At 37.4% G+C, this 22,184-nt stretch carries 23 protein-coding genes and 1 other RNA gene; 14 read left to right on the forward strand and 10 right to left on the reverse strand.

The genetic code is table 11. The features are described from left to right. Nucleotides 1–12 precede the first annotated feature (12 nt). From AWW73_RS02435 to glnL, 3 genes are all read right to left on the reverse strand, one after another. Nucleotides 13–666, reverse strand: a complete 654-nt coding sequence (locus tag AWW73_RS02435) for a TetR/AcrR family transcriptional regulator (RefSeq protein ID WP_057106883.1) — start codon at nucleotides 664–666, stop codon at nucleotides 13–15. 264 nt (nucleotides 667–930) lie between these two features. Continuing rightward, nucleotides 931–2,424: a nitrogen regulation protein NR(I) gene (glnG, locus tag AWW73_RS02440; RefSeq protein WP_016145652.1), complete on the reverse strand. Its 1,494-nt coding sequence runs from the start codon at nucleotides 2,422–2,424 to the stop codon at nucleotides 931–933. Continuing rightward, nucleotides 2,411–3,520: a nitrogen regulation protein NR(II) gene (gene glnL / locus AWW73_RS02445; protein ID WP_062848649.1), complete on the reverse strand. Its 1,110-nt coding sequence runs from the start codon at nucleotides 3,518–3,520 to the stop codon at nucleotides 2,411–2,413. Before glnL ends, glnG begins: the two co-directional genes overlap by 14 nt. A 342-nt stretch (nucleotides 3,521–3,862) precedes the next feature. Between glnL and rimO the strand changes: the two genes are divergently transcribed. The 12 genes from rimO to lpxA all read left to right on the forward strand — a co-directional run bounded on the left by rimO (nucleotide 3,863) and on the right by lpxA (nucleotide 16,200). Continuing rightward, entirely contained in the window at nucleotides 3,863–5,206 is a 1,344-nt protein-coding gene (gene rimO / locus AWW73_RS02450) for a 30S ribosomal protein S12 methylthiotransferase RimO (RefSeq protein ID WP_002115588.1), read from the forward strand. Between the two features lie 50 nt (nucleotides 5,207–5,256). Beyond that, a complete protein-coding gene (gene pyrH, locus AWW73_RS02455; RefSeq protein WP_000852257.1) occupies nucleotides 5,257–5,985 on the forward strand; it encodes a UMP kinase in 729 nt (242 codons plus the stop codon). Nucleotides 5,986–6,070: 85 nt separating this feature from the next. After that, the gene (frr, locus tag AWW73_RS02460) at nucleotides 6,071–6,625 is read left to right on the forward strand and encodes a ribosome recycling factor (protein ID WP_016145650.1); all 555 of its coding nucleotides are present in this window, start codon (nucleotides 6,071–6,073) and stop codon (nucleotides 6,623–6,625) included. Between the two features lie 4 nt (nucleotides 6,626–6,629). Beyond that, nucleotides 6,630–7,382, forward strand: coding sequence for a polyprenyl diphosphate synthase (gene uppS / locus AWW73_RS02465; protein WP_016140730.1), 753 nt, complete (start codon nucleotides 6,630–6,632; stop codon nucleotides 7,380–7,382). Further along, a complete protein-coding gene (locus AWW73_RS02470) occupies nucleotides 7,382–8,206 on the forward strand; it encodes a phosphatidate cytidylyltransferase (RefSeq protein ID WP_016145648.1) in 825 nt (274 codons plus the stop codon). The genes uppS and AWW73_RS02470 overlap by 1 nt, the downstream gene beginning before the upstream one ends. Continuing rightward, nucleotides 8,207–9,403 (forward strand): 1-deoxy-D-xylulose-5-phosphate reductoisomerase, encoded by a 1,197-nt coding sequence (gene ispC / locus AWW73_RS02475; protein ID WP_062848650.1) that lies wholly within the window; start codon nucleotides 8,207–8,209, stop codon nucleotides 9,401–9,403. It abuts the gene before it with no gap. A 1-nt stretch (nucleotide 9,404) separates the two neighbouring features. Continuing rightward, nucleotides 9,405–10,760: an RIP metalloprotease RseP gene (gene rseP / locus AWW73_RS02480; RefSeq protein ID WP_031948569.1), complete on the forward strand. Its 1,356-nt coding sequence runs from the start codon at nucleotides 9,405–9,407 to the stop codon at nucleotides 10,758–10,760. Nucleotides 10,761–10,796: 36 nt separating this feature from the next. After that, nucleotides 10,797–13,307 (forward strand): outer membrane protein assembly factor BamA, encoded by a 2,511-nt coding sequence (gene bamA / locus AWW73_RS02485; RefSeq protein ID WP_062848651.1) that lies wholly within the window; start codon nucleotides 10,797–10,799, stop codon nucleotides 13,305–13,307. 40 nt (nucleotides 13,308–13,347) lie between these two features. After that, the gene (locus AWW73_RS02490) at nucleotides 13,348–13,848 is read left to right on the forward strand and encodes an OmpH/Skp family outer membrane protein (protein WP_031948567.1); all 501 of its coding nucleotides are present in this window, start codon (nucleotides 13,348–13,350) and stop codon (nucleotides 13,846–13,848) included. Nucleotides 13,849–13,852: 4 nt separating this feature from the next. Continuing rightward, nucleotides 13,853–14,923 carry a UDP-3-O-(3-hydroxymyristoyl)glucosamine N-acyltransferase gene (gene lpxD / locus AWW73_RS02495; RefSeq protein WP_062848652.1) on the forward strand — a complete coding sequence of 357 codons (1,071 nt, stop codon included), beginning with the start codon at nucleotides 13,853–13,855 and terminating at the stop codon, nucleotides 14,921–14,923. A 6-nt stretch (nucleotides 14,924–14,929) separates the two neighbouring features. Continuing rightward, nucleotides 14,930–15,415: a 3-hydroxyacyl-ACP dehydratase FabZ gene (gene fabZ / locus AWW73_RS02500; RefSeq protein ID WP_002115603.1), complete on the forward strand. Its 486-nt coding sequence runs from the start codon at nucleotides 14,930–14,932 to the stop codon at nucleotides 15,413–15,415. Beyond that, nucleotides 15,412–16,200 (forward strand): acyl-ACP--UDP-N-acetylglucosamine O-acyltransferase, encoded by a 789-nt coding sequence (gene lpxA / locus AWW73_RS02505; protein WP_031948565.1) that lies wholly within the window; start codon nucleotides 15,412–15,414, stop codon nucleotides 16,198–16,200. Before fabZ ends, lpxA begins: the two co-directional genes overlap by 4 nt. Before the next feature lie 54 nt (nucleotides 16,201–16,254). Here lpxA and AWW73_RS02510 read toward each other — a convergent pair whose 3' ends face one another. Beyond that, nucleotides 16,255–17,127, reverse strand: coding sequence for a YbgF trimerization domain-containing protein (locus AWW73_RS02510; RefSeq protein ID WP_062848653.1), 873 nt, complete (start codon nucleotides 17,125–17,127; stop codon nucleotides 16,255–16,257). 314 nt (nucleotides 17,128–17,441) lie between these two features. On the opposite strand from AWW73_RS02510, the gene ffs reads away from it, so the two are divergent. After that, nucleotides 17,442–17,538: signal recognition particle sRNA small type (gene ffs / locus AWW73_RS02515), an RNA gene on the forward strand. Nucleotides 17,539–17,551: 13 nt separating this feature from the next. On the opposite strand, the gene AWW73_RS02520 is transcribed toward ffs, so the two are convergent. The 4 genes from AWW73_RS02520 to AWW73_RS02535 all read right to left on the reverse strand — a co-directional run bounded on the left by AWW73_RS02520 (nucleotide 17,552) and on the right by AWW73_RS02535 (nucleotide 20,387). Then, on the reverse strand, nucleotides 17,552–18,034 hold the full coding sequence (locus AWW73_RS02520; RefSeq protein ID WP_062848654.1) for a regulatory protein RecX: 483 nt from the start codon (nucleotides 18,032–18,034) through the stop codon (nucleotides 17,552–17,554). Between the two features lie 62 nt (nucleotides 18,035–18,096). After that, nucleotides 18,097–19,143, reverse strand: coding sequence for a recombinase RecA (gene recA, locus AWW73_RS02525; protein ID WP_016140739.1), 1,047 nt, complete (start codon nucleotides 19,141–19,143; stop codon nucleotides 18,097–18,099). 145 nt (nucleotides 19,144–19,288) lie between these two features. After that, complete coding sequence (locus AWW73_RS02530; RefSeq protein ID WP_031948561.1) at nucleotides 19,289–19,717, reverse strand: RNA-binding S4 domain-containing protein; 429 nt, start codon at nucleotides 19,715–19,717, stop codon at nucleotides 19,289–19,291. After that, nucleotides 19,701–20,387 (reverse strand): HAD-IA family hydrolase, encoded by a 687-nt coding sequence (locus tag AWW73_RS02535; protein ID WP_062848655.1) that lies wholly within the window; start codon nucleotides 20,385–20,387, stop codon nucleotides 19,701–19,703. The genes AWW73_RS02530 and AWW73_RS02535 overlap by 17 nt, the downstream gene beginning before the upstream one ends. Nucleotides 20,388–20,811: 424 nt before the next feature. Between AWW73_RS02535 and AWW73_RS02540 the strand changes: the two genes are divergently transcribed. Further along, on the forward strand, nucleotides 20,812–21,105 hold the full coding sequence (locus AWW73_RS02540; RefSeq protein WP_062848666.1) for a hypothetical protein: 294 nt from the start codon (nucleotides 20,812–20,814) through the stop codon (nucleotides 21,103–21,105). 37 nt (nucleotides 21,106–21,142) lie between these two features. Here the strand turns inward: AWW73_RS02540 and AWW73_RS02545 are convergent, their stop codons facing one another. Continuing rightward, a complete protein-coding gene (locus AWW73_RS02545) occupies nucleotides 21,143–21,679 on the reverse strand; it encodes a GNAT family N-acetyltransferase (protein WP_062848656.1) in 537 nt (178 codons plus the stop codon). Between the two features lie 30 nt (nucleotides 21,680–21,709). Beyond that, nucleotides 21,710–22,159: an Lrp/AsnC family transcriptional regulator GigD gene (gene gigD / locus AWW73_RS02550; RefSeq protein ID WP_004791887.1), complete on the reverse strand. Its 450-nt coding sequence runs from the start codon at nucleotides 22,157–22,159 to the stop codon at nucleotides 21,710–21,712. Nucleotides 22,160–22,184 lie beyond the last annotated feature (25 nt).

Consider the following 22,184-nt stretch of genomic DNA (forward strand, 5'->3'; position numbering starts at 1 on the left):
AATGCAAAAGAATTAGACTTTATGATGGCCTTTTAAGAAAATATCTACACAATATTCAATATAATCAAAAGCTTCTTTCTCATCTGGCAGAGCGGGCATGCCCATAATCATACGCCATTCAATATCACGTAAAATTCCAAAGTACATCAGTGAAGAGTAATACGGAGAAGTGCATGTAATTTCGCCTGATTTATCTGCAAACTCTAATGCTTGAGTAAGTGTGTTTTGTAAGTTATGCACCCATTTGTCATATAAGTATTGTATGAGGACAGTATTACACTCGGTTTGTTCGATAATCAGTCTTAAAAACGCGACATGTTCAGGTTGAATAATATGAACATAGACACGATTGAGTGTTTGAATTAGATATTCTCTTAAAGTGCTTTTCTCTGGTTGAAATGGAATACAAATATCTTTAAAAAACATTTCACGTTTATAGTCACAAATAGCAGTAAAAAGTCCTTCTTTATTACCAAAATATTTATAAATAGAAGCCTTTGAGCCGCCTGCATGATTAACTATGTCATCGAGAGATACAGCATCATATCCTTTCTCTAGAAACAGCTCGGTCGCGCTTAACAATAGAGCTAAACGACGTTCAATACCGCGGCGTGTTTGAGGTTTTTCACATGCAAGATGATGTGAATCCAGGACTGAATCATGCATAAAATTTAATAACAACAACTGACTTTGCTTATTTAGTATAGCAAAACTATCTTTAAAGATGACTATTGCTATTTTCTTAGATCATCTGCTGAACAGTAAGTGATTAATTAAAGAAATAAACTAATAGAAAATATGAGCTTAGAGTAGGTTGTAGAAGGTTGTAATGATGTAACCTTATGTTTATTTAGAGTTTAATGGAAAATTGCTAATAAAAATAAAGCGGCTAAGAATGACTTAACCGCTCTGAATTTAACTCATAAACTTTTAGGCTTCGGTTTGAGTAACTTTATGCTCATCTTCTTCATCATCATCTGCAGAGTCCATTCCAAGTTCTTTTAACTTTCGAGTTAAGGTATTACGGCCCCAACCCAACAGTTCTGCTGCGTGACGTTTGCGTCCGCGTGTTTGTTGTAATGCAGCATTAATCAACGTGCGTTCAAACATTGGTGTGGCAATATCCAAAATTTTCATTTCACCATTCTTAAGTTTTTGAATGGCCCATTGATTCAATAATTCATCCCAATGATGTAGAGAAATACGTTCAAATGAAGGAGCCGGTTGTCCAGCGTCACTATTCTTTTGCAATGGAACTTGTTTGAGCTCTGAAGGCAGATCTTCTGGATAAACCTCGCGACCAGTGATCATCACAGTTAACCAACGGCACGTATTCTCAAGTTGTCGAACGTTGCCAGGCCATGGTAACTGTTGCATATAGTCCGTGGTTTCAGTACGTAAGATTTTTGGACTTACACCAAGTTCTTTACCTGCACGCGCAAGAAAATGCTGAGCAAGCATTGGAATATCTTCACTTCGGTGAGCAAGCTTAGGAATGTGAATACGAATCACATTCAAGCGGTGATATAAGTCTTCACGGAAGCGACCTTCATTGACCAGCTTTTCTAAATCCTGATGCGTAGCCGCCACAATTCGAACGTCTACTTTAACTGGGATGTGCCCACCCACACGATAGAACTCACCGTCAGCGAGTACACGTAGCAGTCGAGTTTGTGTTTCAAATGGCATGTCACCAATTTCATCAAGGAATAATGTTCCACCATTTGCTTGTTCAAAGCGGCCTTGATGTTGAGTGTTTGCACCTGTAAAAGCGCCTTTTTCATGACCAAATAACTCGGTTTCAATCAAGTCTTTTGGTATGGCAGCCATATTTAAAGCAATAAAAGGCTTAGCACGGCGTGGGGAGTGCTTGTGTAAAGCATGAGCAACTAGTTCTTTGCCTGTACCCGATTCACCATTAATTAAAACGGTAATATGAGATTGAGATAAACGACCAATAGCACGGAAAACCTCCTGCATTGCTGGAGATTCACCAATAATTTCTGTTGATTGAAGTGGTGAAGCTGTTTTTGTAGCTTCTTGCTGTTGCAGTTTATTAATATGCAGAATTGCACGGTTAACTAAAGCTAAAGCTTCATCAATATCAAACGGTTTTGGTAAATACTCAAATGCACCTGTTTGATAGCTTGATACGGCTGACTCTAAGTCAGAATGTGCTGTCATAATAATGACAGGTAAATCTGGGTGAGTGTTTTTGACTTTAGATAAAAAAGTTAAACCATCAATACCAGGCATTCGGATGTCAGTTAAGATGACATCGGGAGCATCATGATGTAAGCGTTCAAGCGCAGTTTGAGCTTCTTCAAAATTGGTAACATCAAAACCTTCCTCTTTAAAGGTCTTTTCCAATACCCATCGCATGGCGCGATCATCATCAATAACCCATATTTTATTTCGCGACACGGTCTGACTCCCAAGGTAAATATAAGCTAAAAATTGTTTTTCCAGGAACAGATTGGCATTCAATCATTCCGTTATGTTGATGCATAATATTCTGTGCAATACTCAGGCCAAGCCCAGTACCTTTTGCTCGTCCAGTCACCAAAGGGTAAAACACAGACTCTAAAATACTTTCTGGAATGCCTGGTCCATTGTCCTCTATGTCGACCCGTACAGTAGATCGATTCAGTACACCATTAATCGTGACAAGACGTTGTATGCGTGTACGTAGAATTAGTACTGGTTCATGATCTATAAAGAATGTTTTGTTTTCTGTTATAGCTTGAATTGCATTTACACTAATGTTGAGCATGACTTGGATTAATTGATCACGATCAGCATTAACATCGGGTAAAGACAAATCATAATCCCGTATAATTTTAATTTTTTTCTTTGTCTGGTTGGCGATAAGTGAACGCACTCGTTCCAAAGGTTCGTGTACATTAACATTCTCATAACTTGGGAGTTGTCTAGAACCCAACATGGTATCTGCCAAGTTTGTTAAGCGATCTACTTCATTAATGATGACATCTGTAAATTCGGCATAACTTTTATCGTTTAAACTGCGAGCTAGTAATTGGGTCGCACCGCGAATACCTGCAAGTGGATTCTTAATTTCATGTGCAACGCCGCGTACAAGTTGCCTTGCTACCTGATGCTGTTGTACGAGATTTTCTTCTTTAGAAATCTTTAACATACGATCAATCGGGTTAAGCTCAATTAATAGTAATGGGTGATAACTTTTACCAGCATTTAATTGAGAAACTGTATAATCGACATGGAGATCTTTAAAGTTGACATTAATAATAGCTTCTCTTCGAGTGTAAGGTTGACCAGTTTTTATGGTGTTTAATAAAGCTTCATGAGTATTAAAAGTATCGTCAGGCGCATGAAGTAGGTTTAAAACGGGCTGTCCTGAAGCTCGAAGCAAACTAATATCAAATAGAGCTTCGCAGGCAGAATTTAAATAAAAAATATTCAAGTTACTATCGATCAATAAAATCGCAGTAGTTAGATTGTCTACCAATAGGCGATAGTCGATAGGGTTGTGTTGATCCATTAGCGAATCGTTCCTGTCTTAAAATAGCGCAATGGCATCTTCATTGATTATCGGATTTTCACCGTTATAGAACATGAACGATGCAAAATATACGCCAACTTTGTTTATGGGTTATTTTAAAGTTTTAAAGTATTTAAAAACGCGCTGAAATCGGTCTTTATATCGGTTGATCAAAACTGATGGCTTGAATATAGATAATAACATGATCCAACTTGGTGCAAAGGTGAGTTTTGGTGCAAATGTTGGTCGTATTTTGGTGCATTACACAAAGAGTAGGCTTTCCACCTATGCTTGAAGCAAGAAAAGACATACAATACGCGCATTCAAGTGGAGCGCAGATTCATGAAGACCCCCAAAGTCGGTTTTGTTTCTTTAGGTTGTCCTAAGGCATTGGTAGATTCTGAACGAATTTTAACTCAGTTAAAGACTGAAGGTTATCAAGTTGCATCAGATTATGATGGTGCTGATTTAGTTGTTGTTAATACCTGTGGTTTTATCGAATCTGCGGTACAAGAGTCGCTAGATGCAATTGGCGAGGCCATGAGTGAAAATGGTCGAGTAATCGTTACTGGATGCTTAGGTAAAGACGAAGACAAAATTCGTCAAATGCATCCAAATGTTTTAAAGGTTACTGGTGCAGCAGCTTATCAAGATGTAATGGAAGCTGTACATGAATATGTGCCAGCACCACCTAAACACAACCCGTTTGTTGATTTGGTTCCTGAACAAGGAATTCGCTTAACACCAAAACATTATGCCTATTTAAAAATATCTGAAGGATGTAACCATCGTTGTACCTTCTGTATTATCCCAAGTATGCGTGGTGATCTTGTTTCTCGTCCAGTCGGAAGTGTGCTGGAAGAAGCAGCTGCGCTTAAAAGAGCGGGCGTTAAAGAAATCTTAGTTATTTCTCAAGATACATCAGCTTATGGTGTAGATACCAAATACAAACTTGATTTCTGGAATGGCCAGCCTGTTAAAACAAAATTCTTTGATATGTGTGAAGCACTAGGCCAACTTGGCATCTGGGTGCGCTTACATTATGTTTATCCATACCCACATGTTGATGCAGTTATTGATTTAATGGCACAAGGTAAAATTCTGCCATATCTTGATATTCCATTCCAACATGCAAGCCCGCGTATTCTTAAGTTAATGAAGCGTCCGGCTCACAGTGAAAATACACTCGAAAAGATTAAATTGTGGCGTGAAAAATGCCCGGATCTTGTGATTCGTTCTACATTTGTAGTGGGTTTCCCAGGCGAAACTGAAGAAGATTTTCAAATATTGCTCGATTGGTTAGTTGAAGCTGAACTTGATCGTGTTGGCTGCTTTACCTACTCACCAGTAGAAGGCGCTACGGCAAATGATTTACCCGATCATGTGCCTGAAGAAATTAAGCAAGAGCGTTACGAGCGCTTTATGCAAGTGCAGCAACAAATTTCTGCTGCTAAGTTGCAAAAACGTATTGGTCAAACGATGACTGTATTAGTCGATAGTTTGGAAGATGAATATCCTGTTGCTGTTGCACGATCTTATGCGGATGCTCCGGAAATTGACGGTAATGTCTTTGTAGAAGATATCGATAAGAGCACAATTCAACCAGGCGATATGTTGGAAGTCGAAATCACCGATGCGGATGAATACGACTTATTTGCAAAGTTAATTAAAATTAAGTCGGTCTAATCGATAACGATTCAAAAAGCATTCAGTTTAAGAGGTTTTGGAGCAAACTCATGGCGGAAACAATTAGCCCCCGTTATTCACGCATTTTATTGAAACTATCTGGTGAGGCACTGTCAGGTAATAAAGATATGGGTATTGATGCCCAAGTTCTTGATCAAATGTCCCTTTCAATTGCTCACTTAGTTGGCTTAGGTGTGCAAGTGGGTATCGTTGTTGGTGGCGGTAACTTGTATCGTGGTAGTCAGTTGCAAAAAGATGGCTTGGTTGGTCGTGTAACTGGCGATCAAATGGGGATGCTTGCAACTGTAATGAATGGCTTGGCTATGCGTGATGCATTAGTTCGCCGTAATATCAGAACTCGCCTGATGTCAGCATTACCAATTGGTACAGTTGTAGAGTCTTATTCAAGTCGTGATGCTATTCGTCACTTGAGCCAAGGTGAAGTTTGTGTTTTTGTCGCTGGCACAGGAAATCCATTCTTTACAACAGATACGGCAGCATGCTTACGGGGAATTGAAATTGAAGCCAATTTAATTCTAAAAGCGACTAAAGTAGATGGCGTATATAATAAAGACCCAAGTAAATACGAAGACGCAGTTAAATACGATCATTTAACCTTTGATCAAGTGTTAGACGAAAAACTTGGTGTTATGGATTTGACTGCTATTTGTTTATGTCGTGACCATAATGTGCCACTACAAGTTTTTGATATGAATAAATCAGGTGCGCTATTGTCAGTAGTAATGGGTGAAAAAGAAGGTACACGCGTTACTAAATAATGTACGTGTTGTTGAAAGCTCTTTATACTAGCGCTAAATTAAATTTGTTAAATACATTCTTGAATAAATAAGTAAGGTAGATCATATGATTAACGATCTGAAAAAAGACAGCGAACAGCGTATGTTAAAAACTCTTGATTCTTTGGAACAAGGGTTTGCTAAAGTTCGTACCGGCCGTGCGCACCCATCAATTTTAAATGGTGTGATGGTTCCTTACTACGGTTCTGATGTGCCTTTAAACCAAGTAGCAAACGTAGGTATTGAAGACTCTCGTACACTTCTTGTTCAACCATTTGAACGTACAATGGTATCTGCTATTGATAAGGCAATCCGTGAAAGTGATCTTGGTTTAAACCCGATTACAGCAGATGCGATTCGTGTACCTTTACCAGCATTAACTGAAGAAACACGTCGTGATATGCAAAAAGTTGCACGTAGTGAAGCTGAAAATGCAAAAGTTGCGATTCGTAATATTCGTCGTGATGTTTTAGGTGATATTAAAGCATTATTAAAAGAGAAAGAAATTTCTGAAGATGATGAGCGCCGTGCAGGTGAAGATATCCAGAAAATCACTGATAAATATGTTGCAGAAGTAGACAAGCGTCTTGCAGCGAAAGAAGCAGAATTGATGAAGGTCTAATTTTATGACCGATTCAGAAGAGTATCATCTTCCTAAGCATGTTGCCATCATCATGGATGGCAACAATCGCTTTGCAAAAAAAAATCAAATGCAAAAAGGTGATGGGCATCGAGAGGGTAAAAATGTTCTTGATCCTATCGTTGAACATTGTAAAAAAACTGGTATTCGCGCTTTAACAGTTTTTGCATTTTCAAGTGAAAACTGGAATCGACCACAATTTGAAGTCGATCTGCTTATGAAACTTCTTGAAGAAACTATTCATGAGCAAATACCTCGCATGAAGAAATTTAATATTGCTTTGCGTTTTATAGGTGATCGTTCACGATTACCCTCACACTTAGTTGCCTTAATGGAAGATGCAGAGCAACAAACAGCACATCACGACACTATGACCTTAACTATTGCCGTGAGCTATGGTGGGATGTGGGATATTGCAAATGCAGCAAAACAAGTTGCTGAAGCAGTTTCCCGTGGAGAATTTGGTGCTGATCAAATAAATGTTGATTTGTTCGAAAAATATGTCAGTCTAAACGATCTGCCAGCTGTGGACTTATTGATCCGTACAGGTGGAGATTATCGCATATCTAATTTCTTGTTATGGCAAGCAGCATATGCGGAACTGTATTTTACTGATACTTTATGGCCAGAATTTACAGTACAAGAATTCGATCATGCATTGAATGTTTTTTCAGGACGTGAGCGTCGGTTTGGCAAAACATCTGAACAAATTCAACAAGAGAAAATAGAGAACTTATAATGTTAGAGCGGATTGTTACCGCATTGGTACTTGTTGCAGTTGTTTTAGGCTGTATGTTTGCTACGCAATCACATTATCCAATGTTGGTTCTTATGATTGTGGCAGCAGGGGTTGCGGGGTATGAATGGTATAAATTAATGCCTCGTGAAACTGTAAATGCTGTAAAGCCTAAAGCTTGGTGCTACGGTCTGCTTGTTGCATTCGTTTCAGGCGTTGCGCTATTTTTTCATGATATTGCATTACTGTTGTGGTCTGCTTCAATTTTAACTTGGCTTGTGAGCGTTTATTGGGTCAAATCTTTTCCTGAGTTTGATGGTTGGTATAACGCGACCTTGTATGTAATTGGCATAATTTTAGTCTGTGCTGCAGTAACTTCAATTTTTGTCGTGTGGCAAAGTTCACCATGGTGGTTAATGTATCTGTTCTTACTCGTGTGGGGTGCAGATAGTGGTGCTTACTTTGTTGGTCGCAAATTTGGTAAAAGAAAACTGGCTCCAACCGTAAGTCCGAACAAATCGGTAGAGGGTTTATATGGCGGTATTATTACCACCATACTAGTAATGTTGGTTGTGCAATACCAGTATCTAAATTTAACTTTAATTCAGCAAATCCTATTTCTTATATTGTCACTCATTACAGTATTTGGTTCAGTTTTGGGTGATTTGTTTGAGTCAATGATTAAGCGTCGTGCTGGTATTAAAGATTCTGGCCGTGTGCTACCTGGTCATGGTGGGGTTTTAGATCGTATTGATTCTTTACTTGCTGCAGCCCCGATTTTTGCAACGGGAATGTATATATTAAAACTTATTGGTGTAGATTTATAAATGACACAATCTGTTTGCATATTGGGTGTAACCGGTTCCATTGGGCAAAGTACCTTAAAAATTTTAAATCAGCATCCTGATAAATATTCAGTATTTGCAGTTTCAGCTCATAGCCGAATTTCAGAATTGGTTGATATATGTAAACAATTCCAACCAAAAGTTGTGGTTGTTCCAAAGCAAAAAGTTGACGAATTAGTAGCTTTATTTGCTAAGAATGAATTACAAAATATTGAAATTTTGGCTGATCAGGAAGGGCTGATAAGTATCGCATCTCATTCAGATGTCGATGTGGTTATGGCTGCAATTGTTGGAGCAGCTGGTTTGTTGCCAACACTGGCGGCTGTAAAAGCTGGTAAACGTGTATTGCTTGCTAATAAAGAAGCTTTGGTCATGTCTGGTGAAATCATGATGCAGGCAGCACGTGATCATCAGGCATTACTATTACCAGTAGATTCAGAACATAATGCTATTTTTCAGTCATTACCTCATAATTATTTAGAGGCTGACAGAAATGGACAGCCACAACAGGGCGTATCACGAATCTTATTGACCGCTTCAGGTGGCCCATTTTTAAACCATTCATTAGAACAATTAGAACAAGTTACCCCACAACAAGCTTGCAAGCATCCGAACTGGTCCATGGGGCAGAAAATCTCAGTTGACTCAGCTACTCTTATGAATAAGGGACTGGAGTTGATTGAGGCATGTCATTTGTTTTCAATATCTGAACATTTTGTTACAGTTGTTGTTCATCCACAAAGTATTATTCATTCTATGGTGCAATATGTTGATGGTTCAACATTAGCACAAATGGGTAATCCCGATATGTGTACTCCGATTGCTCATGCGTTAGCATGGCCTGAACGTTTACAGACGAGTGTTCCTGCTTTAGATTTATTTGAATATTCTCAGCTTAATTTTCAAGCACCGGATATACAGAAATTTCCCGCACTTGACTTGGCACGTCAGGCAATGCGTGCAGGGGGGCTGGCACCAACCATTTTAAATGCTGCAAATGAGGTTGCTGTTGCCGCATTTTTAAAGGAAAAGATTGGATTTACAAATATCCCACAAGTGGTAGAGCATACTTTGCAAAAATTGGAAAACTCAGTTGCTGATAATATCGAGTCTATTTTAAATAAAGATGAAGTAGCACGGCAGGTTGCACAGCAGTATATATCAAGTATAGGAGGCTGAAATGAGCGCATTATTTATGATTGCAGCAGCGGCTCTTTTGCTTGGTCCATTAATTGCAATTCATGAGTTTGGTCATTACTGGGTGGCGCGAAAACTAGGTGTTAAAGTTCTAGTCTATTCTATTGGTTTTGGTCCAACATTACTTAAATGGACATCTAAAAAATCTGGAATTAAATACCAACTTTCAGCTTTGCCTTTAGGCGGTTATGTAAAAATGCTCGATGAGCGCGAAGGGAATGTTGCAGAGCAAGATTTACCTTATGCATTTAACCGTCAAAAACCGTGGAAGCGTATAGCAATTGTTGCAGCTGGACCTTTAATTAACTTGATTTTTGCTGTCTTACTTTTTTGGATTCTATTTTTACCAGCACAAGAACAACTAAATACGAAAGTGGGTAAAGTTATACCCAACTCGCCAGCAGCAACAGCTCAACTACAAGTAGGTGACAAGATTATTGCTGTTGATGGAAAGGAAACGCAAACTTGGGAAAAACTTAACTTTGCTTTGATTGACCGTGTAGGTGAAACTGGTAGCTTGAATATCGATGTAGATCGTGCAGGTACTGAGAAAAATATTGTTTTACCGATTAAAGATTTTTTAAAAAACCAAAATGAATCAGCTTTAGATGTGTTAGGTTTTTTACCATATCGTCCCATTATTCCCGCTGTTGTAACTGAGTTGACTGCAGATGGAGCAGCAATTCGACAAGGTATGAAAGTCGGTGATCATATTGTTTCGATTAATGGACAACCGATGAAAGACTGGTTTGATGTTGTAGAAGTCGTACAGCACTCACCAGAAAAGTTACTTAATATTGATGTGTTGCGTAATGGTCAACTCGTTCATTTGCAAGTCATGCCTCAAGGAAAGCGTGACAATATGGGGCAAGTGAATGGTGTCTTAGGTGTAAAAAGTGATGCAGGAAAAATTACAATTCCTGACGAATATAAGCAAACAATTCAATATACTCCAATACAAGCTTTCCAGATGTCGCTAGATAAGACTGGCCAAATCTCTAGCATGATATTGAGTTCGATAGTAAAAATGATTAAGGGTTTGATTGGTTTAGAGAATCTTTCTGGACCAATTACAATCGCTAAAGTAGCGGGACAAAGTGCAGAAATGGGATGGCAGACTTTTATCTCATTTATGGCTTTAATGAGTGTAAGTCTTGGAATTTTAAATTTATTGCCAATTCCAATGCTAGATGGTGGACATCTTGTTTATTACATTATTGAGGCTATTCGTGGTAAGCCTGTTTCTGAACAAATACAAATGTTTGGTCTAAAAATTGGTATGGTACTGCTCGGTAGTATGATGCTTTTAGCTTTATTTAACGATTTTATGCGTTTGTAAACGTATATGGATTTATAACTTACTGGAAAAACTGGCATGCGGCACACACATTTTTTAATGCCTTTGGCACTTGTTAGCGCTATGGCAGCGGTACAACAAGCATATGCAGCTGATGATTTCGTTGTTCGAGATATTCGTATAGATGGTTTAGTCCGTCTTACGCCTGCAAATGTTTCTACCATGTTGCCAATCAACAGTGGCGATCGCGTTAATGAACCGATGATCGCAGAAGCAATTCGAACATTGTATGCCACTGGACTTTTTGACGATATTAAAGCATCAAGAGATAACGATACTTTAGTTTTTAATGTCGTAGAGCGCCCAATTATTTCAAAACTTGAATTTAAGGGTAATAAACTTATTCCTAAAGAAGCCTTAGAGCAAGGCCTCAAAAAAATGGGCATTGCTGAAGGCGAAGTTTTTAAAAAGTCAGCTTTACAAACAATTGAAACTGAATTAGAGCAACAGTACACACAACAAGGCCGTTACGATGCCGATGTAACTATTGATACTATAGCTCGTCCAAATAACCGTGTTGAACTTAAATTAAATTTTAATGAAGGTACGGCTGCTAAAGTTTTTAATATCAATATTATTGGTAATACTGTTTTTAAAGACAGTGAAATTAAACAAGCTTTTGCAGTTAAAGAAAGTGGTTGGGCGTCTGTTGTAACTCGTAATGACCGTTATGCTAGAGAGAAAATGGCAGCGAGCCTTGAAGCTTTGCGTGCGATGTATCTGAATAAAGGTTATATCAATTTTCATATCAATAACTCACAGCTTAATATTAGTGAAGATAAAAAGAATATCTTTATTGAAGTTGCTGTAGAGGAAGGTAGTCAGTTCAAATTTGGTCAAACCAAATTCTTAGGGGACGCACTTTATAAACCTGAAGAGCTGCAAGCTTTAAAAATCTATAAAGATGGCGATACTTATTCTCAAGAAAAAGTAAATGCTGTTAAGCAGTTATTATTGCGTAAATATGGTAATGCAGGTTATTACTTTGCAGATGTGAACGTTGTTCCGCAAATTAATAACGAAACAGGCGTTGTTGACTTAAATTACTACGTAAACCCAGGTCAGCAAGTTACTGTACGTCGTATTAACTTTACAGGTAACAGTAAAACTGCCGATGAAGTATTGCGTCGTGAAATGCGTCAAATGGAAGGCGCTTTAGCGAGTAATGAAAAAATTGATCTGTCTAAAGTCCGTTTAGAACGTACAGGGTTCTTTAAGACAGTTGATATCAAACCAGCTCGTATTCCAAATTCACCAGATCAGGTGGACTTAAACGTAAACGTTGAAGAACAACACTCAGGTACGACAACATTAGCGGTAGGTTACTCACAAAGTGGTGGTATCACATTCCAAGCAGGTTTGAGTCAAACTAACTTTATGGGAACAGGTAATCGTGTTTCGATCGATTTATCTCGCTCTGAAACTCAAGACTACTATAATTTAAGTGTTACTGACCCTTACTTCACGATTGATGGTGTAAGCCGCGGTTATAATGTTTACTATCGTAAAACAAAGCTAAATGATGACTATAATGTTAATAACTATGTTACCGATAGTTTCGGTGGTAGTTTAAGTTTTGGTTATCCAATTGATGAAAACCAAAGCCTAAGTGCCTCTTTAGGTATTGATAATACTAAAGTAACGACTGGTCCTTATGTCTCTACTTATGTACGTGACTACTTAAAGGCAAATGGTGGGAAAACCACTTCAACAAGTACTTACTGCCTCGTTGACCTTGAGAAAGATCCAACAACAGGATTGTATAAGTGTCCAGATGGCAAAACTTCTGAGCCTTATGGAAGTGCGTTTGAGGGTGAATTCTTTACTTATAATTTGAATTTAGGTTGGTCATATAACACATTAAACCGTCCAATTTTCCCAACTTCAGGTATGTCTCATCGAGTGGGGCTTGAAATTGGTTTACCGGGTAGTGATGTCGATTATCAAAAAGTAACCTATGATACACAAGCATTCTTACCAATCGGTAATTCAGGCTTTGTATTACGTGGTTATGGTAAGCTTGGTTATGGTAATGATTTGCCATTCTATAAAAACTTCTATGCGGGTGGTTATGGTTCTGTTCGTGGTTATGACAACAGTACCTTGGGCCCGAAATATTCAAGCGTGAATTTACAAGAAGAAGGTAAAAATGACTCTTCTCCAGAAGAAGTTGGTGGTAATGCTTTAGTTCAGTTTGGTACAGAGCTTGCTTTACCATTGCCATTCAAAGGAGATTGGACTCGCCAAGTACGACCAGTCCTTTTTGCTGAAGGCGGTCAAGTATTTGATACTAAATGTGATGTTGGCTCTTATTCTATGATGATGAATGGCCAAGAAATTCCAAATGCTAAAAAATATTGTGAAGACAATTACGGTTTTGATTTAGGCAATATGCGTTATAGCGTAGGTGTTGGTTTCACATGGATCACTATGATTGGACCATTATCTCTTAGCTATGCATTCCCGTTAAATGACAAGCCTGGTGACGAAACTAAAGAGATTCAGTTTGAAATCGGTCGTACTTTCTAAGTACGACTTGACTAAACATGCAATAAGGACACAAATTAAGATGAAAAAATTAAATATATTAATGTTAGGATTAGGCCTTACAGTTTCTGCTATGACTAATGCAGCTGGTTATGGTGTTATTGATCTTGCTAAAGTTGTTGAAAGTAGTACTTATTTAAAACAACAAAATGCAAGTTTAAATCAATCTGTTAAACCAACAACAACTCGTCTTGAGCAGTTGGGTAAAGAGTTAGAAGGTCTTCAACGTCAAGCCCAAACGCAAGGGCAAAAAATGAAAGAAGATGATATTAAAAAGCTTCAGACTCAATATCAGTCAAAATTAAATGAATTTAATTCAACTCAACAAGGCCTGCAGTCTAAAGTTCAAACTACTTTGCAAGGAATGAACTCAACTTTTGAGACTCGTGTGAAGCAAGCAGCTGAACAATTACGAAAAGAAAATAATCTTGACTTCATTTTGAATAAAAATTCGACCGTTGCCTATGACGCTAAATATGATTTAACTGATAAAATGATACAAAAGGTTAATTCAATGAAATAAATTAATGAAAGTGCAACATTATCGTTTAGATGAACTAGCTCACCTAGTGAATGGTGAGTTAGTCGGTGCGGGTAGTCTTCAATTCATAAACTTAGCAAGTTTAGAAAATGCTGAACCTTCTCATATTACTTTCGTAAATGGCGAAAAGTATGTCGATCAAGCAAAGGCTAGCCGTGCGGGTGCGTACATTGTTACAAGCTCTATTAAAGAACAGCTTACTGATAAACAAAATTTTATTATTGTTGATAATCCATATTTAGCTTTTGCCATCCTTACCCATGCTTTTGATAAAAAGATCACATCAATAGGTATTGAAAGTACTGCTCAAATTCATCCTTCTGCAATTATTTCTGAAAAAGCATATATTGGCCATTACGTTGTAATTGGTGAAAATTGTGTAATAGGAGAGAACACGATTATTCAGTCTCATACTCGTCTGGATGATAATGTAGAAATTGGCAAGGATTGTTTTATCGATTCTCATGTCACTATTACTGGCGGTTCTAAATTACTTGATCGTGTTCGAGTCCATGCAAGTACCGTAATTGGTAGTGAAGGTTTCGGCTTTGCACCATATCAAGGTAAATGGCATCGTATTGCACAATTAGGTTCAGTGATCATCGGTAATGATGTCCGCATTGGTTCAAATTGTAGTATTGATCGGGGTGCTTTAGATAATACAATTTTGGAAGATGGGGTAATTATTGATAACCTTGTGCAAATTGCACATAACGTTCATATTGGTTCAAATACTGCTATTGCTGCTAAATGTGGTATTGCTGGAAGCACTAAAATTGGCAAAAACTGTATTCTTGCAGGCGCCTGTGGTGTGTCTGGTCACCTTTCAATCACTGATAATGTGACTTTAACTGGAATGTCAATGGTCACAAAAAATATTTCTGAATCTGGTACCTATTCTTCAGGAATTGGATTATTTGAAAATAATCATTGGAAAAAGACGATTGTACGCTTGCGACAATTAGCAGATGTGCCATTGACCCAAATCACTAAACGACTTGATCATATACAAGCTCAAATAGAGTCTCTTGAATCAACTTTTAATTTGCGTAAATAGAATATTATGACCGAGTCAACTACACCTAAATTTGCCATCCCTGAATTACCAATGCAGATTCAAACGATTCGTCAATATTTGCCGCATCGTTACCCATTCTTATTGGTTGATCGTGTGACTGAAGTAACTGACAATAGTATTGTTGGTTATAAAAATGTTTCTATCAATGAAGAATTCCTACAAGGACATTTCCCAGAATATCCGATTATGCCTGGTGTTCTAATTGTAGAGGCATTAGCTCAAGTTTCGGGCGTTCTAGGTTTTATTATGAACAATGAGACGCCAAAACCAGGTTCTTTATTCCTCTTTGCTGGTGCAGAAAAGGTTAGATTTAAAAAACAAGTAGTTGCGGGCGACCAACTTGTATTAAAATCTGAATTAGTAATGCAAAAACGCGGTATCTACAAATATAACTGTACGGCTACCGTTGACGGTATTGTAGCAACAACCGCTGAAATTATGATTTCACACCAAAAAACAGAGCAGGCATGAGCAATCACGATTTAATTCATTCTACGGCCATTATTGATCCATCGGCAGTGATTGCCCCAGATGTCCAGATTGGACCTTATTGTATTATTGGTCCAAATGTGACGATTGGCGCTGGTACTAAATTACATTCACATGTTGTAGTTGGTGGTTTTACCAAAATTGGTCAAAATAATGAGATTTTCCAGTTTGCAAGTGTTGGTGAAGTTTGCCAAGACTTGAAATATCAAGGTGAAGAAACTTGGTTAGAGATTGGAGATCATAATTTAATTCGTGAGCATTGCAGTTTACATAGAGGAACTGTACAAGATCATGCTTTAACTAAAATAGGTAGTCATAACTTATTGATGGTTAATACGCATATTGCACATGATTGTGTTGTTGGTGATCATAATATTTTTGCAAATAATGTCGGTGTTGCTGGACACGTACATATCGGTGATCATGTCATTATTGGTGGTAATTCAGGAATTCATCAATTCTGTAAAATCGATTCTTACAGTATGGTCGGTGGAGCATCTTTAATCTTAAAAGATGTACCAGCTTATGTTATGGCGTCTGGTAATCCAGCACATGCGTTTGGTATCAATATTGAAGGTATGCGCCGAAAGGGTTGGTCTAAAGATACAATTCAAGGTCTTAGAGAGGCTTATAAATTGATTTTTAAATCAGGCCTGACTTCTGTTCAAGCTGTTGAGCAGATTAAAAATGATATTCTTCCGAATGTCCCAGAAGCTCAATTATTAATTGACTCTGTTGAGCAATCAGAACGTGGTATTGTGCGTTAAGCAAAGATATTCAAAAAAACACCGCATATTGCGGTGTTTTTTTTCTTAAAAACCTTATTTATTAAAGAATTTGGCTTCTTCAGATTTTGGATACTGGCTTAAGATCTTAGCTTTGTATTGGTTTGCTGAAACAGTATTTTTATCGACATCTTTAGCAATGCTGTATAGTTGATAAAGCGCGCGAGGAGCTTTACTTGAGTTTGGATATTGAGTAGCGACCACATTATAGTTCTTTTTAGCTTCATTATAATTCACCGGATCAGTTGCTAAATTAAACTCGGCTAACCAAAAATAGGCATTACCTGTATAGACGCTATTAGGATGATTTTTGATAAAGTTCTGCATTGGTGCAATCGCTTTTTTTGCTCCACCTTGTTTATAGGCATCTAAAGCAACAGTATAAGCTGCTTTTTCAAGTTCTACAGGGTTCGATTGATTTTGCGTAGCAGACGGTGAAGCTGGTTGTGTTACTTGCGTTTGTGGCTGGGAAGTAACTTGACTTGTAGAAGCTATAGCACTTGCTGCTTTATTGTCGGTAGGTGGAACTTCTGAGCTGCCAGTAGCTGTAGCATCACTATTTGCTGTATTGTCAGGTGTTGCACTTTCTGGATCTACTTTTTGATTAAGTAATTCCAAACGCTGGTCTAAATCAGTATAGCGATTAGCTAAATCTTTTTTCAATTGTTCAATATCGTTTGATTGTTCTTCTAACTGTCCGCGTAAGGCGCGTATATCATTTTCTAATTGTTGATTTTTTTGCATCAATTCCCAATTTAAATTACTAGGAACCGAAGCATTATTAGATGAAGTAGTGGTTGAGCTGCCGCCACTTTGACTTAAACCGCGCGATTCAATTGGAATATTGGCATAGAGAGAAGTAGTGCTCATTAAGGCAATAAATAATAAAGAATGCTTCATCAATCGCATGAGTATAGGTCCATAATTTTATGTAAAAGCTAACTTAAGAAGGGAATATATAAACTATTCACATTAGCTATTTAAGGTTTTAATTGATCATTGCAATTAAAACAGCTAACAATATAAATGCAAGAATAGTTTACAATCTTCAAGCATATTTTATTCAAAATAAGCATCAAGAAAGAATATCAGATAAGAGATTGTAGGAATTTACGTATTTTTGCTGATGAATTAATCAATTGAAACATAAACTTGCCTAAAATTGAGAAGAAGGCTTGCAACTCTTTTAAAAATCTCTATACTCTGTTTTGCAATGGTAGCCCCGCTGGTGGCTTCGCAATTGTACTCTGTGAACCCCGCCAGGACCGGAAGGTAGCAACGGTAGCAGATCTATGATGTGCCGAAGTTTTGCTAGTGGGGCTGCCACCATTCTTTAATCCACTTTCCGTTGGATTGCTTTAATAATTACATCTAAATCAAATCCTCTATACTGTAAAAATCTCATTTGTTTTGCTTTCAGTTTGGGATCTTTTTCTACTTCTTCACCAAACTTCTTCACTTTAAGCTGATAAGCCTGTTCTACCCAATCAATATTATGAATTTCGTCTGCGATTAAATCATTTTCGATTTGTTTTATTTTTAAAGCTTGTTTAATACGTTTTGGGCCTTTACCTTTTCGAATTTGGCTAGCCAATGTTAGTTCTGCAACGCGTTGGTCGCTTTGATAGTTTTGTTTAGATAATTCTTCAACAAGCTGCTTAACCTCTTCTGGGTTTTGTGCATAACGATTTAATTTTTCGGTAAGTTCTGCTTTTGAATAATCTCGACGAGTCAATAATGCGAAAGCATAGGAACGCAAACGCTGACCTGTAAGCAAAGCGCGTTGTTGAGACTGTTCTTCTGATCTTTTGAACATATTAAGATTTCCTTGTAAAAAACGCCCCGAAGGGCGTTTTTAAGACTAATGAGCGATAATGATTAAGACTCTAATAGAAGATCTTCTTCTTCCTCTTCGACCTGTACAGCGCCATTAGTGCCCGTAGTTAATAATTGTTCACGGATAACTTTTTCAATCTCTCCAGCCATTTGAGGGTTTTCTTCGAAGTGGCGGATAACGTTATTTTTACCTTGACCAATTTTATTGCCTTGATACGAATACCAAGCACCTGCTTTTTGCACGATATCTTGTTGTACAGCTAAATCTACCAGTTCGCCAAGCTGGTTTGTACCTTTACCGTATAAGATTTGGAAAATAGCTTCTTTGAAAGGAGGAGCCATTTTGTTTTTAACAACTTTAACTCGAGTTTCAGAGCCGATGATTTCATCACCTTCTTTGACTTGACCAATACGGCGGATATCTAAACGTACAGAAGCATAGAACTTCAATGCGTTACCACCAGTCGTAGTCTCAGGGCTACCAAACATTACACCAATTTTCATACGGATCTGGTTAATGAAAATAACCATACAGTTTGAGCGTTTAGCATTACCCGTAATTTTACGTAGTGCCTGACTCATTAAACGAGCTTGTAAGCCCATGTGAGAGTCGCCCATTTCGCCTTCAATTTCTGCTTTAGGAGTAAGTGCAGCAACTGAGTCGACAACGATTAAATCAATTGCGCCAGAGCGAACTAGCATGTCTGCAATTTCAAGAGCTTGTTCACCGTTGTCAGGTTGCGATACAAGTAGGTTGTCAATGTCTACACCGAGTTTACGTGCATATTGTGGATCTAATGCGTGCTCTGCATCGATAAATGCACAAGTACCACCAGCTTTTTGACATTGTGCAATCGCTTGGAGAGTCATTGTGGTTTTACCAGAAGATTCTGGACCATAAATCTCAACGATACGACCTTTCGGTAAACCGCCAATCCCCAATGCAATATCTAAAGTCAACGAACCTGTAGATACAGCTTCAACTGCTTGAACAGTGTTGTCACCGAGACGCATCACCGTATTTTTGCCAAATTGTTTCTCAATTTGACTTAGCGCGGCTTGTAATGCTTTGCTTTTATTCTCATCCATCTCAAAAACCTCAATACTCTAAGTTCATCACGTTTAACCCAAGTGGATGCATTGAATCTCAACTTGTTTCACAGGGCTAATAGTGACAGATTTTTTCTATAGCTTCTATGTGTTGTCTGTGTGTGTGCGACACAACTCGACGTTTTTATTCATCACCATACGACCAGTGTTGATCATTGTCCTGTTTAAACCGATTAATCTGTCTACGATCCTTTTTACTCGGTCTATGATCAGGTCGAGCAAGATTATGCAATTTTCGTTGGGATGCAATCAACTCCCGTCTAGCAATACTCACTTCTGTTTCTTCATAAAGTTGCTGGGCAACTGGTGCTGGACCACGTGTGTTCGAAAGTGCTTTTATTACTACGGTTTTTTTATCAAAACCTTGTTGAATAATAAGTTCCATTCCAACACGAATTTCTTTGGAAACTTTTACACGCTCATTATTGTGATGTACTTTACCTCCTTCGATCGCAGCTTTAGCAATTGAACGAGTTTTAAAAAAACGAGCAGCCCATAACCATTTGTCGACACGCATGGTCTCTACAGCATCGTTTTCAAGCAATTTTGACATCATTATCCTTTCTATCAATTTGATTCAATATAGACAGTAATTCAGTTAGTCGATCTAGCGCTTTATATTCTAAATCTTCATGCTTTCTTACATCCTTTAGACTTGAGGGCTGCAAGATAGTAAACAAGTGCTTGATACCAAATTTTTCCGCTGTTTTTAGTACAGGAGCTGTATCATCAATAAAAAATGTTGAGTCTGGATCGAAAGCATGCAATTTTTGGAGCTCTTGCCAAAAATGAATATCTTCTTTTGCATAACCAATTTGTTCACTCGATACGATTACGTCAAAGAAGTGTTCAATTGCAACATTATTGAGCTTTAACCGTAAGCTTGCACGGTCAGCATTTGTAACTAACCAACAATTATATCCTTGTTCTTTCAGTTCCTGCAGAAGCTCAATACAACCAGAGCGAGCTTGAATTTTTGTCTGAAACTCTTGCTGTAATTTGAGTACATCAACGCCTACAGTTTTAGTCCAATAAGCTGATGAATACCAAACAAGTGTATGTCTATGTGATTGATAAAACTGATAGAGTGTTTTTTGGCTCTGGGCGAGTGGGAGTTGATGTATCTCTGCATGTCGCTTAGGAAGGCATTCATTCCAAATAAAATCATCAAAAGCGAGATCTAATAGCGTACCATCCATGTCAAACATTACGATTTTAGACATATCTAAATATCTCCAAAATCATTTAAAGCAAATTTTTTAAGACACATCTATCATATATCCTTTTTAAAATCATTAATTAAAGAAACTTTGAGATATAAAATTAATTTAAAACTCCACCCCTTAATTCTTTCAAAAGGTGTTTTGATTAATGTGATGGGGGAGGAGAATAAGTGATTTGAAAATTATAGCGTGTAATTTTGCAAAACAAAAAACAATAATAAGTGCTTTTTGGTGGATAACTTTTCCTGTTTTTGAAGTAAAAAAAGGTAGCCCAGGTTTTATAATTAAGAAATCTTAAAAGCCATCTGTATTTATGGTTAATTTTGCTTACATAGGATACGTATTGACATACATTTTATAAATTGAAGGATACTTGTTTAAAGTTATATTGAAAATTACCCCTAATAAGAAATTAGAGAAAGCAATGAAAATTGGATTTATTGGCGGAGCCAATGACGGTATTGTAATCAATGCTGCCGATGGCCTTGATACTTATAAGCTTGAATGGCATTACAAAGCAGAAAAGCACTGTGAATCGCAGCCAACATTAGGTCTTAATGGGCCTGAGTATGATTACTACAACCTATTAATACTTAGAAAAAATAAAGAGGCTAAACTCTTTTATGTACTTACTACAATGGGAAAAGAGGATATCGCAAGTAAAATCCATGAGTATTGGGAGTGTTCTACATCTGTTGGCTATGATTTCGATGATTAAGAAAATATTTATTAATAATTTAAAATTTTGACTTTAATCAAAAATTAGATGAAGAGCTTGTAATTTCATATAACACATGTGCTTTTAATTGGTGATGGAGAGGAACTTTGGGATGATCAAAGTTTTTAACTTTTTGCATTCCAAGTCTTTCCATGACAGCTTGAGAGGGTGTATTTATGTTAGCGGTAAATGAAACGATCTTATCTAAATTCAGTACATTAAAACCATAGTCTAAAGCCGATTTTGCTCCTTCAGTTGCGTAACCTTGTTTCCAGAATTCTTTTGCAAGTCGCCACCCAATTTCCACACATGGAGAGAAGTCAAATTGTTCAGGTTGGCTATGTAAACCAATAAACCCGATAAATTGATGGGTTTCTTTTAATTCTACTGCCCAGAAGCCCCAACCATTTTCATTAATGAGAGATGAAATTTTTTGGATTAAATTATGGCTTTCTTGAGGTGTTAATAGATTTGGGAAAAATTGCATAACATCTTGATCTAAGCCCATTGTTATAAAAGGCTCGACATCACTTTCTTTCCACTGTCTTAAAATTAAGCGCTGAGTTTCGATCATGAGATAGCTCTTTAATTGAAAATGAAGGTGTCAAAGTGGTTTTTGTACAATCTTTTGTAAAATGATCTTGGAATTAATGCTCACAACACCTTTTATTTTATTTAAGGTATTAATGACGAAATGAGAAAAAGAACTCAAATCTTTGGTCGCAACGTGTAAAACATAATTAGATTCGCCAGTAATAATATATGCATTAATGACTTCATCAAAATTTTTGATCTGACTTAAAAAGAAGTTGTGATCATTTTCTGTGAGTTGGGCAAGTTTTATTTCGACGATTGCCTCAATTTTTATGCCTAGTTTTTCATAATTAACTTTTGCTTGATATTTTTCAATTACACCATTGCTTTCTAAAATTTTAACTCGCCTATGACAAGCTGAAGCCGAAAGGTTAACGAGATCGGCCAGTTCTTGGTTACTTAACCGAGCATTATCTTGTAAATACTTCAGAATTTTTAGGTCTATTGCATCTACATTCATTTTCGAATTTCATCCATGTTTTTTA

It is taken from the genome of Acinetobacter lactucae (assembly GCF_001605885.1).
Classification (GTDB): domain Bacteria; phylum Pseudomonadota; class Gammaproteobacteria; order Pseudomonadales; family Moraxellaceae; genus Acinetobacter; species Acinetobacter lactucae.